Raw genomic sequence first — 14,355 nt, 5'->3', positions numbered from 1 at the left:
TCTCATCGCCGATCGACGTCGGCCCCCGTGGCGAGATCGCCGCACTCGACGAGAGTGACGTCGTGCGCCGCGAGGAAGGCCCGCGCGCCCCGGTCGCCCGCCGCGCTCTCGACCACGCCGGACCAGTGGTCGCGTCCGATCAGGACGGGGTGCCCCGGCGTGCCGTCGTACGACGCCCGGGCGAGGGCCGCGGTGCCGCAGGCGACCGTCGTCAGGACGCGGTCGACGACCTCCGCCGTGACGTCGGGAAGGTCGACGAGGTGGACGAGGGCGGCCTCGGCGACTCCGGGGGCGAGCACCGCGAGACCGGTGGCGAGCGAGGCACCCATGCCGGAGGACCAGTCCTCCGAACGAATGGTGCTGACACCGGCAAGCCCCTCGAGCAGCGGCTCGGCCTCATCGGCACCCGCCCCCAGCACCACCACGACCTCAGCGCAACCACCGTCGCGCAGCACGCGCACCGACCGCGTCAGCCAGGGAGTGCCGTCGGCGTCGCGCACCAGCGCCTTGGGCATGCCCATCCGGCGGCCCGCGCCGGCGGCGAGGAGGAGACCGTGGACCACGGACGCAGACTAGTTGGCCACCGTCAGGAGCACTGCCGCGTCGCTGAGCGCCTCCAGGTCGTGGCGCTGCGGCGGGATGACGACGTGATCGCCGGCCACGCCCTGCCAGGTCTCCCCGCCCGCGTGCAGCGCGACCTCGCCCTCCAGCACCTGCAACGTCGCCTCCTCCGGAGCGTCGTGCTCGCCGAGCCGCTCACCCGCGCGCAGGGCGATCAGGGTCTGGCGCAGGCGGTGCTCGCGGCCGCCGTACACGGTGACGGCCGCGCGGCCGCTGCTCGCCGCACGCGCGGCCGCGAGCTGGCTGTCGGTCAGCGTGGTCAGGTTCGTGGACTCCATGTCGGGCTCCTTCGTGCGCTCTGACGATCAGCAGGGGTGGATCGCCGCGTTGAAGCAGATCAGGTCGCCCTGACTCGGCACAACCGGCAGCTCGTCGTGGAGGTCCCGAGCAGGGCGCTCGACAGCCCTTTGCAGCGCCCGTTCCCGGGCGACCTTCCTCGTCGCGAGCTTCTCCCGGCTCTGTCGCCGCCCGAGGCCGCGTCCGATCCGGTTCGGCACGAACATGTCTTCATCATGGGACGAACGGTCCGCTGTGTCGAACGACCAGCGATGACCGGGTCAACGACGCGCCGCCGGCCACGGCCAGTGCCACCATCGCGCTCGAACGAGCGAACCTCGCGGCCGCGACCATCCGGCAGCGCCTCGCCGCCCGCCTCCCCGGCGAGGAGATGGTGCCGTAGTCCACAGGAGGATCCGAGCGCGTCCTTTGTGTCGAGGGTGCGTGATCGGCTGTGGGCATGAACCGGGACCTCGGCGAGCTGACGGCGGCACAGCTGTTGGCGCGCGCCGAGGCCAACGTTCGCGAACGACGCCAGGCCGAGGTCGACCAGCTCCTGCTGGTCCTTGCGTGGTGCGACCGCAACGGCACCGACCCGCAGACCGGGCCGGGCGCCGTACCTGTGACGTGGGGTGGTGACCGGCTGGTCCGGCTCGGCGGCGACGGCACCCCCGCGGTCGCCGAGCTCAGCATCGCCGAGCTGGCTATCGCCTTCCACGCCGGGGAGATCGGCACGCAGAACCTCGCGGCCGCGGCGCTCGACCTGCGCCACCGGTTGCCGTCGCTGTGGGCCCTGGTCCTCGACCTGCGGATGCCGGTCTGGCTGGCACGCAAGATCGCCGTGATGGCGCGGGAGCTGGACCGTGGTGCTGTCCGGCTGGTCGATGCCGCGGTCGCTGCCGCGGTGCAGGAGTCCCCGGGCCGGATCCTGCGGATCGCCGAGGCCAAGGTGATCGAGGCCGACCTGGCCGCCCATCAGGCCCGAGTCGCCGAGGACGCCAAGAAGACCGGGTGCTGGCTCTCCAGGCCTCGTCCCGGCGAGATCATCGACCCTCTCGGCGGCGGCGAAGCAGCCACCCGCCGATTCGCCGCCAAGCTGCCCGCAGGCGCAGCGGTCGAGCTGGATGCCGCCATCGACGACCTCGCCGATGCGCTCGAGGCACACCTGGACCGAGCCGAGGACGCCCCGCACGCCACCCGGGCTCAGCTGCGGGCCGACGCGTTGGCCTTGCTGGCCGACCCCCACGCCGCGGCACGGTTCCTGGACGGCCTCCACGCCCCCTCTCCCGAACCGTCACCGGAACCGTCTCCCCAACCGCCGACACCGCCCGCCCGACGCCGCAAGGCGGTCGTCCACGTGCACCTCTCCGCCGCGGCCCTCGCCGGCGTCCTGCCCGGCGTCGCCCGGGTCGAAGGGCTGGGCCCGTTCCTGCTCGAGCAGCTCGCCGAGCTCCTCGGCCGCAACGACATCTGCCTGCAGCCTGTGCTGGACCTCGCCGGCGTCACGAGCGTGAATGCCTACGAGCACCCCACCGTCGTACGGGAACGCGCCATCCAACGCATGCGCGGCGACGTCTTCCCCCACTCCCCCAACGTTGGAGGCGTCGGCGGCCGGTTCGACCTGGACCATCCCACCCCCTACGTCCCGCCCGCCCGCGGCGGACCCCCGGTCAGACCGGCGACCACAACGCCGCTCCCCTGACCCGAAGACACCATCGGATCAAGACCCACGGCCACCTTCCCGACGGAGGTGGCGGCTACCAGGTGCGCCAACTCGGCCTCGCCGCCTACCGCTGGATCACCCCGCACGGACTGGCCCGCATCGTCACTCCACGCGGCACGACTCGCATCGAGCTGCTGCGCCGCCGCGACGGCTCGGTCGTCGGCGAGTGCTACTCAGACCTGCCCCCTGGGCAAGTCGATGGCGGGATCGCACATCGGACGTGACCTGCCTGGTGTTGATGGCTCAGATGGACGGACCTTGCGACCGTTGGCGTATGGGCTGCCTCGACCGGAGCAACTGCGGGCAATCCGCCCACAATGGGGCAGGTCGAACCGTCACCAGATCGTGCAGCGGACCCGGCACTGAAATACAGATGTGCTGGAGGGCCTTGGGCTAACTTGGAGCGGCGGCTCGCCTAAGCAGTGTGAACATCGGCCCACAGATAGAGGTCATCCGTGAACAAGACGCAACTCATTGATGCCTTGGCCGACCGATTCGGCGGCAGTCGCAGAGAGGCGGCTCACGCACTGGACGCGGTTCTCGACACCATTACCCGCCAGGTCGCCAAGGGCGAGAGGGTCGCTATCACGGGTTTCGGTTCCTTCGAGAAGGCTGTGCGCAACGCCCGCTGGGTGCGCAACCCCCAGACGGGCGAGCGGGTCAAGACAAAGAAGAAGTCTGTGCCGAAGTTCAGCGCTGGCGCTGAGTTGAAGGCTGTCGTTGCCGGTGCAAGGAAGCCGGCGAGGCCCGCGAGACCGACCAGGCCGGATCCAGGCTACGGGCGCGCAGCGGCGACACACGCCCCCGCAAAGAAGGCCGCCGCGGCGGTCAAGAAGGCACCCGCGAAGAAGGCCCCCGCCGCGGTCAAGAAGGCACCCGCGAAGAAGGCCCCCGCCGCGGTCAAGAAGGCACCCGCGAAGAAGGCCCCCGCCGCGGTCAAGAAGGCACCCGCGAAGAAGGCCCCCGCCGCGGTCAAGAAGGCACCCGCGAAGAAGGCCCCCGCCGCGGTCAAGAAGGCACCCGCGAAGAAGGCCCCCGCCGCGGTCAAGAAGGCACCCGCGAAGAAGGCCCCCGCGAAGAAGGTCTAGGGAAGGGGGCAGGAACCGGGCAGAGTAGTAACTCCTCGCAACCCACTGACTCATGTAAGGAGCGTTTTGAAACTGTCAGAGTTGGCCACATGGAGGTTCGAGGCATCTAAGGCAGCCAGCGATCAAGCGCGCACCTTGGCACTGGCCGGCCTCGGCATCGTGTGGCTGTTCGCGGGCCCGTTCTATACAGGGAAGGGCGACACGTCGCCTTCGTCCGCCCTGCAGCTTGCTGGGGCCGCGCTCGCACTTGGACTGGCGCTCGATCTGGCCCAGTTGGTCGGTCGCACCATCGCACTGGAAGTCAATTATCGACGGGAGAACAGGGAGGCGGATCCAGCTGAGGATGATCCCACCGTTTCAGGGACTCCCGGCGTCGCCCTCATTTCCGGCCTGTTCTTCTACCTGAAGGTCGTGGCCCTTTGCGTCGGCTATGGAGCCATCGTTTTGTATTTCGCGCGAGCCACCTTCTAGCGCTTCCACTGCACGCCCTCGCCAACTGAAGCACTGAAGTGTGCCTACCGGAGGGGTCTCCTGCATGGAGGGATGCCGTCGGACGTCACCCAGCCATGCGCCGCGGCCGGGCTCCGGGACGGCATTGTCAAGGACGGCCCCGTCGCTGATCACTCCTGGTCTCTGCCAAGACCTAGATGGCTAGGAGACCGATGTCCCAGGAGGGGGCTTTCACCAGACAACATCTCCAACCGAATCAGCGTGACTAGTTGAGTGTGTCAAACCGCCGCTACGGTGACCCGAGCCCGTCTCATGACCTTCCGTGTCAGGCTCGGTCCATGCTCGCCATCTTCGATAGCAACGTCTACGACGTCTTCGCCGACAATGGAGTACGTCGTCAGACCCTGAGCGGTGCGATCAGCGCTGGGCGACTTCGGCTTCTAACCACTCACATCCAGCGTGACGAGTTAGCCGCTGTTACTGACGCTCGACGTCGCGAACAGTTGTTCGAAGTCCTTCGCCTTGCCGACCCGATTGCGACGGGTGGCTTCGTACTTGGAACCTCCCGTTTAGGTGAAGCCCGGCTGATGTCCGAAGCCGACGCCACCGTGTTCGACACCAAGATGAGAAACGGAATGTCTGACGCCCGCGGAACCAACGACGCGTTGATCATCGCGACCGCGAGAGTTGAGAACGCAACGCTTGTGAGTGAGGACCGACGCTGTCGCGCCAGAGCACAGCGTGCTGGCGTAACTGCTGTCAGTGTCGCGTGGCTTCTCCAACAGTTGGAAAGCAACTAGGCAGGGCACGCCGAAGGCGAGGAATCGACCCCGCCCTCCAGAGCCTGCGTCCTTCCGCCGCATTGGAGCACGGGCTGCTGCTCGAAACTGGCGAAGGTTTCCGCAGAGCCGTCTAACGACCCAGTCGTTGGGATCGTCGGGGCGCTACGCGTCGAGCATCCATGGGCCGCCGTTCTGGCCAATCGGCTCCCGCCGTCCCGTGGCAACGAGCCACCTTTCGTAGGTCAGCAGACGTTCGCCACTGCGACGCTGCGAATCGCCCCAACGCCGCAACCTCCGGTGCACGTACTCTAGGTACTCCGCGCCGAAGTCTTGCCACATCGAATCCGGGCTTCCGAGTGGCTCTACAAGCGTGTCAGGGCGGATGTCGGCCTGGGCGATCCCACCAAACACTGTTCCAGCAGCGTCGCGAACGCTGCGGCCCAGGTGAGCCCAGCCGGCTGGGAGACGGTGGTCGTGCTCCTGCAGGGCGGTAGAGAACGCCAAGAACGCCTCGCCCACCTCCGCCGGAGTTACCGGTACTAGTCCATGACTGCGAAGGAGCCGCCGTAACTCTCCAACTGACCCCGCCAGATCCTTGGACGCTGTAGTCCGAACGGCTCTACGTTCCTGCCCGAGCAGCTGGCGACTGCCGAACAACGCACCCGCCCACGCCGCGATGCCTACGGTCGCCAGCTCGGATGCCAGTCCCGAGACCATTCCCCAGTCTGCGCTCATAGCGACATCGTGGCCCCAACCACCGACAGAGCGCCTCTTTACGCTGCTTGCGCGGCTTGGAGACAGCCGACTCACCAACACCGTCGGGTGCCACTGCTGCGCGTAGCGTCGGCTCTTGACCTCGTCGTGTCGACGGCGAGCACGGCAGGTCACCCCGGCATCGCCGTGGAGAACTCCATGACCAACCAAGCCGCCCCTCGCGAGCTGATGCCGTTCCAGCCTGCCAACATGACGCCCGCGCGACTTGCCGCCGTCTCGTTCCTCGCCCGCTATTCCGGGACCGACTCACCACCTGTACACCTACCACCTGCGCCGGTGGTTCGCCTGGTGCGAGACCAACCGGATCGACGCCTTGATCGGCGTAGAGCGTGCCCACGTCGAGCTCTACATCCGCTCATTGACCGAAAGCGGCCTGATGGCCTCATCCGTGGTCACGCTGATGCATGGGGTACGCGGATACTTCCGCTTCGCCCACATCGACGGACTCACATCCAGCGACCCAGCGGTCTACGCCCGACTACCCGAGGTGCATCGCGATGAATCGCGCACCCAAGGGCTCGACCGGCTCGAGCTCATCCGATTCCTTCAGGTCGCTCAGACGATCACCGTCCATCACGGCGCTCTCGCTTATCTCCTTGGGATCAACGCTCTGCGAGCATCCGAGGCGGCGGTCCGGATCGAGGACTACGCCGAGACGCTGCGCGGCCACCGCGTCCTGCGCCTAGTCGGCAAAGGCAACAAGCCCGCCACCATGCCAATCACAGTTCCCGGTCCTACGAGTCCTTGAGGCATGCCGAGGCGAGCGGAGCACCGGACCCCTCATCCTGCGTCCGCTCACCGGCAATCCGGTTGATCGACGCGACGGGTATCGGATGGTCCAGCGCATCTCCCGGGCCGCAGCGATCCCGCGACACATCAGCCCGCACTCGCTGCGCCACGCCGCCATCACCAACGCCCTCGACGCTGGCGTTCCGCTGCGAGACGCCCAGATCCTCGCCCGGCACGCCGACCCGCGCACCACCGAACACTACGACCGGGCACGAGGCAACCTCGACCGCCACGGCGTCCACTTCCTCACCGCTTACGTCGCAGGCGTATAGCTTCCGCGGCACGCCGCCCACTTTGGGCCAGGTCGCGTGTCACCTATCGCGCAGCAGGCCCAATCGCCTGAAGCGCCGCAGCAAGGTGCAATGCGCATCAGGGCAGACGGCAAGAACCGCCCAAAGGGATCAAGCCGAACGAAGGCGCCGACGTCTTCCGGCGGGAGCGCGAGCAGGCAGCAGCGTCTTCGAACTAGCGGAAGACGCAGCCATCTATCATCGGCACCGTGACCGCTCCAGCTAAGCCCGTCCGCGTGTTCATCGGCTCGTCGGCCGAGGGCCTTGAAATCGCACGGAACCTTCAAGAGCAGCTGGAGCGAGTCAGTGGTTGCGAGGTTGACCTCTGGGAACACGTCTTTGAGCCTTCGGGATACGCGCTAACGAGTCTCATCGCCGTCGCTGCGAAGGTCGATTTCGCCGTACTGGTCGCGACTCCTGACGACACCACAATCAGTCGGGGAGTGGCTCAGGAATCTGTGCGCGACAACATCATCCTAGAATTCGGCCTGTTCGCTGGGGCGCTTGGACTTGAACGGACCTATCTTCTCTCGACCGGCAACACAGTGAAGTTGCCATCAGACGTCTTCGGACTTACGCGGCTGACCTACAGGAAACGGACAGATGGCTCGATCCCGGCAGCACTGAATAGCGCCGTCCTCTCTCTCAAGAGCCAACTCGACACTCTCGGCGCCAGAACCCATGTGGTGGGCGCACCGCAAGCGGACTGGGACGCACTCACCGAAGCCGAGTTTGACGAGGCCGAGAAAGTGATCCATGAGAAGCGACGCAGCTATAGGACGGCGACCGCCTTCTATCGAAATTTCGAGGGGGGAAAGTGGCTCAAGGGATTCAAGCTTCCACCACGGTTCAGATCGCCGTCAGCAGAGATGCAGCTGAAAGATCGCTGGATCCAAGAAGCTGACTTCACGCGAAGCTGGGATCACAGCAACACGGTTTTCATGCAGCTTCAATTGGTGGCAGGCCACCTCACCGTTGAGGAGATCGATCGAATCCTCGACCTGCCAACTACGGATGAATATGGCAACGACCAGCAGGCAGGACTCAACGTCTTCCTAAAGTATGTGCAAGACCATCATCCAGAAGTTCTCTCAGCGAACGCGCTGCGACGGCTGCAAGAGCTTGAGAATCCGGGAACCGCGTAGTCGCTTGCGCCTGTCTCTGGCGGTTCAAAATTGCTCGATGCTATCGGCGCGACCCGCTCATCTGGCGCCGACGGATCCCTGACGTCGGCCGTCTGTTCGCGGGCTCGCCGTCGGCCGAGCGAGCCAAAGGAGAGACTCGGGCTCGCCGAAGGTGTGAACTCCCATGCCGCGCCGGACCCGTGCGTCATCTCGCCGCCTGCCGGACGGGTCGGACGCACCGATCAGTCGAGACGGAACACACGACGGCACGCGGCCGCCCGTGCTGGTGGCAGAGGGTGACGTTGTCCGTGGGCGGCGAGGCGGGCGATCGCCTCCCTCAGGGAGACCACTGGGGCGACCTCATCGGCGGTGACCTCCGGTCCGGGCCCGGTCGAACTCGCCGATGACCTGGTCATAACACCCGCCGAACCGCACGACAGGGGGTAATCCGACGGCTCATTAGGCAACGTCCCTAAACGAGGAAGAGCGCAGCAAATCGGTCGTTGAAGGCTTTCTCGGCTGCCCGCTCGGCCTTCTGGAGATCGTCGGTGGGGTCGGTGCGGATAAGAACGTGACCGCCCATGCGGACCTCGGCATGGTAGGTCTCCGGCTTCGTGCTGTCGCAAGTGGTCACGACCTGGAGGTGCGGCCAAGACAACGGGTGGTTCCACTGCGCTCCGATCTCGACTTTCCGACCGTTGATGAACTTCTCCATGTTTGGGCTCATGTCCATGAGCCCACATTCGCAGGACCCAGCGACAGAACTGCGGAGGCCAGTCTGGCCAGCCCACCTCGAGACTTGGCGCTTCACGCGGTCGTCTGAACTGGAGGGGACTCCAACCTCTCGACCTCGGCGATCAGTTCCGTGACGGCCTGGTAGCGCTGGCCGACGTCGTGGGCGGCGCACTGCCGGATGATGCGGCCAACCTCGTCGGTTGCCGCAGGAAGGGACTCTCGCCCGGTGAAGATGTAGGCGAGGACGTGGCCGATGGCGTAGATCTCGTTGACCACCCCGTACTCCCTGAAGCTGCTGAGCGTGGGATCGCGGACCGTGCCCTTCATCTCGGTCTGGGTCCGGGTGAACTCGCTCGACTGGTCCTTCACTAGTCCGAAGTCCGACAACTTGACCAGCACCGCGCCGGAGTCAAAGACTTTCAGCAGGATGTTCTGAAGGCTGATGTCGCGGTGAAGCAACTTCTCGTGGTGCAGGTAGTTGATGCCGTACAGGAACTGGAGCGCGATGCGCTTCCGCGCGGCGAAGCCCAACTGCGCGTTCCTCCTCGTGATGTAGTCGCGCAAAGTGGTGTCGCAGTACTCCATGCGGTACTCGTTGCGGTTCTCGTCGAAGCGGTAGACCTGGACGACGTAGGGAAAGCTCAACTTCTTGAGGACCTCGAACTCCTGCTTGAAGCGTTGTAGGTCCCGCTCGTCGATGTCCTTCTTGGCGCGCTTCACGGCGAACTTGATGCCGTAGTCGGGGTCGACGTAGGAGTACACGTGCGCGAAGGACCCGCTGCCCACCATCTGCAACTCGACGGGCTCCTGGTGCTTCATCAACTTCACGCTCTTAGCGGCGTGCGAGAAGACCGGCTCGTAAGCGATGACCTCGATCGGTTCGAAGTCCTCGGGGATCGGACTGCCGCTGCTCATGGAGAGCCACGGCCGACACCGGTCCAGCGAGTCCTCGTAGGCTTCAGCCAACTCCACTTCGACGCCGGCGCGTTTCAAGGTGTGCAAGTCCGTCTCGATTTCCTTCATGAGCGCCAACATGTCCCTGCTCGGGTCGGCCCAGTAGTGCCGGGTGGTCGCTGCTCGGCCGTTGATGGCCGTGAAGTGCTCGTTCAGCCGCTTATGGAGAACGGCGAACATGTGACCCCATTCGGGGTCGTCGTACAGACGGTCGAATGCTCTAGACGAGGGCACGGCGTCGTACTTCTCCCGAACATCCGTCAGCATAAATTCGACGAGATTCGCCATCGCGTCCCCCTTTCGGCACTGGCGTCCATTGTTCCACTTCGCTCCGACACCACGCAGGCCGATAGATCGTCGGGAAGACAAGGTGGATTCCGCGTCATTCCGCCGCGATCGACCTCGCCGATCCAGCGCCAGGCGTTCAAGATCCGCAGCGCCGTCCGGCCGTTGGTGCGAGACAACGCCCGCAGAATCCGCAATCGAGAGGCAGGATCTGAGACTGCGCGCCCTGGAGATTCCGACGCGTCCGACCGCTCGATCCTCCGTCTCGAAGGTCTTCTCGCCCCGGACCACGGCGCCTGCTGATCCCACGGGCCCGCGCTGCGGTCCGCATCCAGACGTCACTAGTCGGCGCGGACCCGTCGGGTGTCGTACGCCCACATCGCGATCTCGACGCGATTGCGGGCACCGAGCTTGGCCATCAACGAGGCGACGTGGGTCTTGACCGTGCTCAGGCCGACGAAGAGCTCGGTGGCGATCTCGGCGTTGGTCCGGCCCCGCGCGACCAGGGCGAGCACCTCCTCCTCGCGCTCGGTCAGCGGATCGATGGGTTGGACCGGTGTCGCCGGCGCCTGGTCGGCGAAGGTGGACAGCAGGCGACGGGTGATGTTGGGGGCGATCAGCGCGTCGCCCTCGGCCGCGGCGTGGATCGCCTGGACCAGGAGCGCCGGTCCGGCGTCCTTGAGCAGGAAGCCGCGGGCGCCGGCGCGCAGGGAGCCGAGCACGTACTCGTCGAGGTCGAAGGTGGTGATCACCACGACCGCCATCGGGTCCGGCACGTCCGGGCCCGCCAGGCGCCGCGTCACCTCGACGCCGTCGAGGCCGGGCATCCGGATGTCGACGAGGAGTACGTCGGGACGCAGCCGGGTCGCGACGTCCAGCGCTGCGAGCCCGTCCGCCGCCTCCCCCACGACCTCGATGCCGGGTTGCGCGCCCAGGATCATCACCAGCCCGGTCCGGACCAGGTCCTGGTCGTCGGCCACCACGACGCGGATGGTCATGCCAGTCCCTCCGCCGGCAGCACGGCCTCGACGACCCAACCGCCCTCCGGCCCGGGGCCCGCGGAGAGCGAGCCGCCGAGGAGCTGGGCGCGTTCGGCCATGCCCTGCAGGCCGTACCCGGGCGCCGGGGCCGGCCCCGGCTCGTTCCGGCCGTCGTCGCTGACCCGCAGCCGCACCGTGTCGCCCTCCCGGCGTACGTCGATGCCGACCCGGGTGGCGCCGCGCGCATGGCGTACGGCGTTGGTCAGCGACTCCTGCGCGAGCCGGTAGAGCGCGGCGTCCACGGGTGGCGCCAACAGGCTCAACGACCCGTCCAGCGAGACCTCGACGGTCGGCTTCGCATCGGCGCGCTCCAGGGCAGGCAGGTCCGCGACGCCTCGCTGCGGCGAGTACGCGACGGACTCCTGCTCGCGCAGCACCTTCACCATGGACCTCATCTCCGCCAGGGTCCGCGACGCCTCGGACTCGATCGCCGCGAGGACCTCGACGGCCTTCTCGGGCTGGACGCCGGCGACCACGCCGCCGGCCTGCGCCTGCACCGCGATGGCCGAGACGTGGTGGGCCACGATGTCGTGGAGCTCGCGCGCCAGTGCGACCCTCTCGTGGTTGCGGATCTCGCGCTCCTGGCGGTGCCGGAGGTCCGCGCGGTAGCGGAACACCGCCGCCAGGGCGACGCACAACAGCAGCAGGACGCTCCCGCCGAAGACCTGGGACCAGTTCGCGGACGTGGCGTACATGCCCAGGGCGGCGACGACGGCCACGAACGCCGTCCCCCACGCGGTCTCCCGGCCCGAGCCCCACCGCACCAGGGAGTAGAGCAGGACCAGGACTGCGAGCATGGAGTCGAGGCCGAGGGACCCGTTGTGGGCGGTCAGCTGGAGGACCGAGAGCAGCCCGGCGACGCCCCACCCGGCCACGGCGGCCACCAGCGGGTGGCTGCGCCGCCAGAGCAGGGCGGGTGCCAGCGCGAGCGCGAGCACCGTCACCAGCGGTCGCCACGCCAGCTCCGGCCGAAGGACGCCCTCGATCAGTGCGGCGACCGCGAACCCGCCCGCCAGCAGCCGGTCGGGGCGACCGACGGGCGCGGCGTCGGCAGGCCGCGGCTCGTCGAGGACGGAGCGCCGGACGGTGACCACGGCTCCAGCCTAGGGATCGGCGCGCCCCGGCATACCCGCCGAAAGTACGAGACGCGCAGCATGCCTTCGGCCAGGGGTTCCGCGGCCTCCCGGCCGATGCCGCCCGCCGCCGTACCCAGCCATCGTGGACCGACCGATCCACAGCACGACAACGGAGCCCCCGATGAGCGAACGTCACCCCACCCCACTGCAGGACCAGCCGATCCCCGTGCGAGCCAAGCTCGCCGCCGCGTGGACGAGCCTCATGTTCCTCTACGCCTACGTGGACATCCTCAACTTCTTCACACCCGGCGTCGTGGAGGACATCCTCGACGGCCGGGTCTTCGAGTTCGACCTGTCACAGGCCTTCTCGACCACCGCGCTCGCCATGATGGCCGTCCCGATCCTCATGATCACGCTGTCGACGACGCTGCCCGCCCCGGCCGGCCGCCTCGCGAACCTCGTCGTCGCCACGCTCTACGTCCCCGTCACGGCGTTCAACCTGGCGGGCGAGTCCTGGCTGGCCTTCTACGGGCTCGGCGTCGCGCTGGAGCTGGCGCTGCTCGCCCTCGTCGTACGGCTCGCCTGGACCTGGCCCCGCGAGCAGGACTGAGCCACGCGATGCTCGACCGAGCATGAAAAAGACCCAGGGCCCCCGCCGAAGCGGAGGCCCTGGGGGTGGTGCGGTGGAGCGGCGGGACTCAGAAGTCCATGCCGCCCATGCCACCGGTCGGGTCGCCGGCAGCGGCGGCCTTCTCCGGCTTGTCGGCCACGACGGCCTCGGTGGTGAGGAACAGCGCGGCGATCGACGCGGCGTTCTGCAGCGCCGAGCGGGTGACCTTGGCCGGGTCGATGATGCCCTCGCCCAGCAGGTCGACGTACTCACCCGTGGCAGCGTTGAGGCCCTGGCCGGCGGGGAGGTTGGCGACCTTCTCCGCGACGACGCCGCCCTCGAGGCCGGCGTTGATCGCGATCTGCTTCAGCGGGGCGGACAGCGCCACCTTGACGATGTTGGCACCGGTGGCCTCGTCACCCTCGAGCTCGAGCTTGTCGAACGCGTTGGCACCGGCCTGCACCAGCGCGACGCCACCACCGGGGAGGATGCCCTCCTCGACGGCCGCCTTCGCGTTGCGGACGGCGTCCTCGATGCGGTGCTTGCGCTCCTTGAGCTCGACCTCGGTGGCCGCGCCGACCTTGATGACGGCCACGCCGCCGGCCAGCTTGGCGAGGCGCTCCTGGAGCTTCTCGCGGTCGTAGTCGGAGTCCGACTTCTCGATCTCGGCGCGGATCTGGTTGACCCGGCCCTCGATCTGGGCCGCGTCGCCGGCACCCTCGACGATGGTGGTCTCGTCCTTGGTGATGACGACCTTGCGGGCCTGGCCGAGCAGCTCGAGACCGGCGGTCTCCAGCTTGAGGCCGACCTCCTCGGAGATGACCTGGCCGCCGGTGAGGATCGCGATGTCCTGCAGCATGGCCTTGCGGCGGTCGCCGAAGCCCGGGGCCTTGACCGCGACGGACTTGAAGGTGCCGCGGATCTTGTTGACGACCAGGGTCGACAGCGCCTCGCCGTCGACGTCCTCGGCGAGGATGACGAGCGGCTTGCCCGACTGCATGACCTTCTCCAGCAGCGGCAGCAGGTCCTTGACGTTGCTGATCTTGCTGTTGGCGATGAGCACGTAGGCGTCCTCGAGGACGGTCTCCATGCGCTCCGGGTCGGTGACGAAGTACGCCGAGATGTAGCCCTTGTCGAAGCGCATGCCCTCGGTGAGCTCGAGGTCGATACCGAAGGTGTTCGACTCCTCGACCGTGATCACGCCCTCCTTGCCGACCTTGTCCATCGCCTCAGCGATGGCGTCACCGACGGTGGCGTCGCCACCGGCGGAGATGGTGGCGGTGGCAGCGATCTGCTCGCGGGTCTCGACGTCCTTGGCCATGCCGAGCAGCTGCTCGGAGACGGCCGAGACGGCGGCCTCGATGCCGCGCTTGAGACCCATCGGGTTCGCGCCGGCGGCAACGTTGCGCAGGCCCTCGCGGACCAGTGCCTGGGCGAGGACGGTCGCGGTCGTCGTACCGTCACCGGCGACGTCGTCCGTCTTCTTGGCGACCTCCTTGACCAGCTCGGCGCCGATCTTCTCGTAGGGGTCCTCGAGCTCGATCTCCTTGGCGATGGAGACACCGTCGTTGGTGATCGTGGGGGCGCCCCACTTCTTCTCCAGCACGACGTTGCGGCCCTTGGGGCCCAGGGTGACCTTGACGGCGTCCGCGAGCGTGTTCATGCCACGCTCGAGACCGCGGCGGGCCTCCTCGTTGAAAGCAATCAGCTTCGACATAACTCCTGCGATTCCTTCGCG

At 67.4% G+C, this 14,355-nt stretch carries 16 protein-coding genes; 8 read left to right on the top strand and 8 right to left on the bottom strand.

From position 1 onward, the window contains the following. Positions 1-2: 2 nt before the first annotated feature. The 3 genes from QI633_RS06160 to QI633_RS06150 are packed head-to-tail and all read right to left on the bottom strand — an operon-like array spanning position 3 to position 1,124. Positions 3-563, bottom strand: coding sequence for a nucleotidyltransferase family protein (locus QI633_RS06160; protein ID WP_174245235.1), 561 nt, complete (start codon positions 561-563; stop codon positions 3-5). A 9-nt stretch (positions 564-572) separates the two neighbouring features. Then, the gene (locus QI633_RS06155; RefSeq protein WP_141799952.1) at positions 573-899 is read right to left on the bottom strand and encodes a cupin domain-containing protein; all 327 of its coding nucleotides are present in this window, start codon (positions 897-899) and stop codon (positions 573-575) included. 27 nt (positions 900-926) lie between these two features. Beyond that, positions 927-1,124: a hypothetical protein gene (locus tag QI633_RS06150; protein ID WP_282428429.1), complete on the bottom strand. Its 198-nt coding sequence runs from the start codon at positions 1,122-1,124 to the stop codon at positions 927-929. 233 nt (positions 1,125-1,357) lie between these two features. Between QI633_RS06150 and QI633_RS06145 the strand changes: the two genes are divergently transcribed. From QI633_RS06145 to QI633_RS06115, 7 genes are all read left to right on the top strand, one after another. Beyond that, complete coding sequence (locus tag QI633_RS06145) at positions 1,358-2,599, top strand: hypothetical protein (RefSeq protein WP_282428428.1); 1,242 nt, start codon at positions 1,358-1,360, stop codon at positions 2,597-2,599. A 476-nt stretch (positions 2,600-3,075) separates the two neighbouring features. Next, positions 3,076-3,708, top strand: a complete 633-nt coding sequence (locus QI633_RS06140) for an HU family DNA-binding protein (protein ID WP_282428427.1) — start codon at positions 3,076-3,078, stop codon at positions 3,706-3,708. Between the two features lie 66 nt (positions 3,709-3,774). Further along, entirely contained in the window at positions 3,775-4,179 is a 405-nt protein-coding gene (locus QI633_RS06135; RefSeq protein ID WP_282428426.1) for a hypothetical protein, read from the top strand. A 317-nt stretch (positions 4,180-4,496) separates the two neighbouring features. Continuing rightward, on the top strand, positions 4,497-4,958 hold the full coding sequence (locus QI633_RS06130) for a PIN domain-containing protein (RefSeq protein ID WP_282428425.1): 462 nt from the start codon (positions 4,497-4,499) through the stop codon (positions 4,956-4,958). Positions 4,959-6,027: 1,069 nt separating this feature from the next. After that, positions 6,028-6,462, top strand: coding sequence for a hypothetical protein (locus tag QI633_RS06125; protein WP_282428424.1), 435 nt, complete (start codon positions 6,028-6,030; stop codon positions 6,460-6,462). 34 nt (positions 6,463-6,496) lie between these two features. Continuing rightward, a complete protein-coding gene (locus tag QI633_RS06120) occupies positions 6,497-6,775 on the top strand; it encodes a tyrosine-type recombinase/integrase (protein ID WP_349016730.1) in 279 nt (92 codons plus the stop codon). A 227-nt stretch (positions 6,776-7,002) separates the two neighbouring features. Beyond that, positions 7,003-7,938: a nucleotide-binding protein gene (locus QI633_RS06115; protein ID WP_282428423.1), complete on the top strand. Its 936-nt coding sequence runs from the start codon at positions 7,003-7,005 to the stop codon at positions 7,936-7,938. A 451-nt stretch (positions 7,939-8,389) separates the two neighbouring features. Here QI633_RS06115 and QI633_RS06110 read toward each other — a convergent pair whose 3' ends face one another. The 4 genes from QI633_RS06110 to QI633_RS06095 all read right to left on the bottom strand — a co-directional run bounded on the left by QI633_RS06110 (position 8,390) and on the right by QI633_RS06095 (position 12,025). Then, positions 8,390-8,632: a hypothetical protein gene (locus QI633_RS06110; RefSeq protein WP_282428422.1), complete on the bottom strand. Its 243-nt coding sequence runs from the start codon at positions 8,630-8,632 to the stop codon at positions 8,390-8,392. Between the two features lie 92 nt (positions 8,633-8,724). Then, positions 8,725-9,894, bottom strand: a complete 1,170-nt coding sequence (locus QI633_RS06105) for a protein kinase family protein (RefSeq protein WP_282428421.1) — start codon at positions 9,892-9,894, stop codon at positions 8,725-8,727. Between the two features lie 338 nt (positions 9,895-10,232). Further along, on the bottom strand, positions 10,233-10,889 hold the full coding sequence (locus QI633_RS06100) for a response regulator transcription factor (protein ID WP_141799955.1): 657 nt from the start codon (positions 10,887-10,889) through the stop codon (positions 10,233-10,235). Beyond that, positions 10,886-12,025, bottom strand: a complete 1,140-nt coding sequence (locus QI633_RS06095) for a sensor histidine kinase (protein ID WP_282428420.1) — start codon at positions 12,023-12,025, stop codon at positions 10,886-10,888. Before QI633_RS06095 ends, QI633_RS06100 begins: the two co-directional genes overlap by 4 nt. A gap of 163 nt (positions 12,026-12,188) precedes the next feature. On the opposite strand from QI633_RS06095, the gene QI633_RS06090 reads away from it, so the two are divergent. Next, positions 12,189-12,617 carry a DUF6326 family protein gene (locus QI633_RS06090; protein WP_141799957.1) on the top strand — a complete coding sequence of 143 codons (429 nt, stop codon included), beginning with the start codon at positions 12,189-12,191 and terminating at the stop codon, positions 12,615-12,617. Positions 12,618-12,705: 88 nt separating this feature from the next. Here QI633_RS06090 and groL read toward each other — a convergent pair whose 3' ends face one another. Continuing rightward, positions 12,706-14,334: a chaperonin GroEL gene (gene groL / locus QI633_RS06085; protein WP_141799958.1), complete on the bottom strand. Its 1,629-nt coding sequence runs from the start codon at positions 14,332-14,334 to the stop codon at positions 12,706-12,708. Positions 14,335-14,355: the final 21 nt, after the last annotated feature.

This window comes from Nocardioides sp. QY071, assembly GCF_029961765.1.
Lineage (GTDB): Bacteria > Actinomycetota > Actinomycetes > Propionibacteriales > Nocardioidaceae > Nocardioides.
This window is presented reverse-complemented; position numbering and strand designations above follow the sequence as displayed.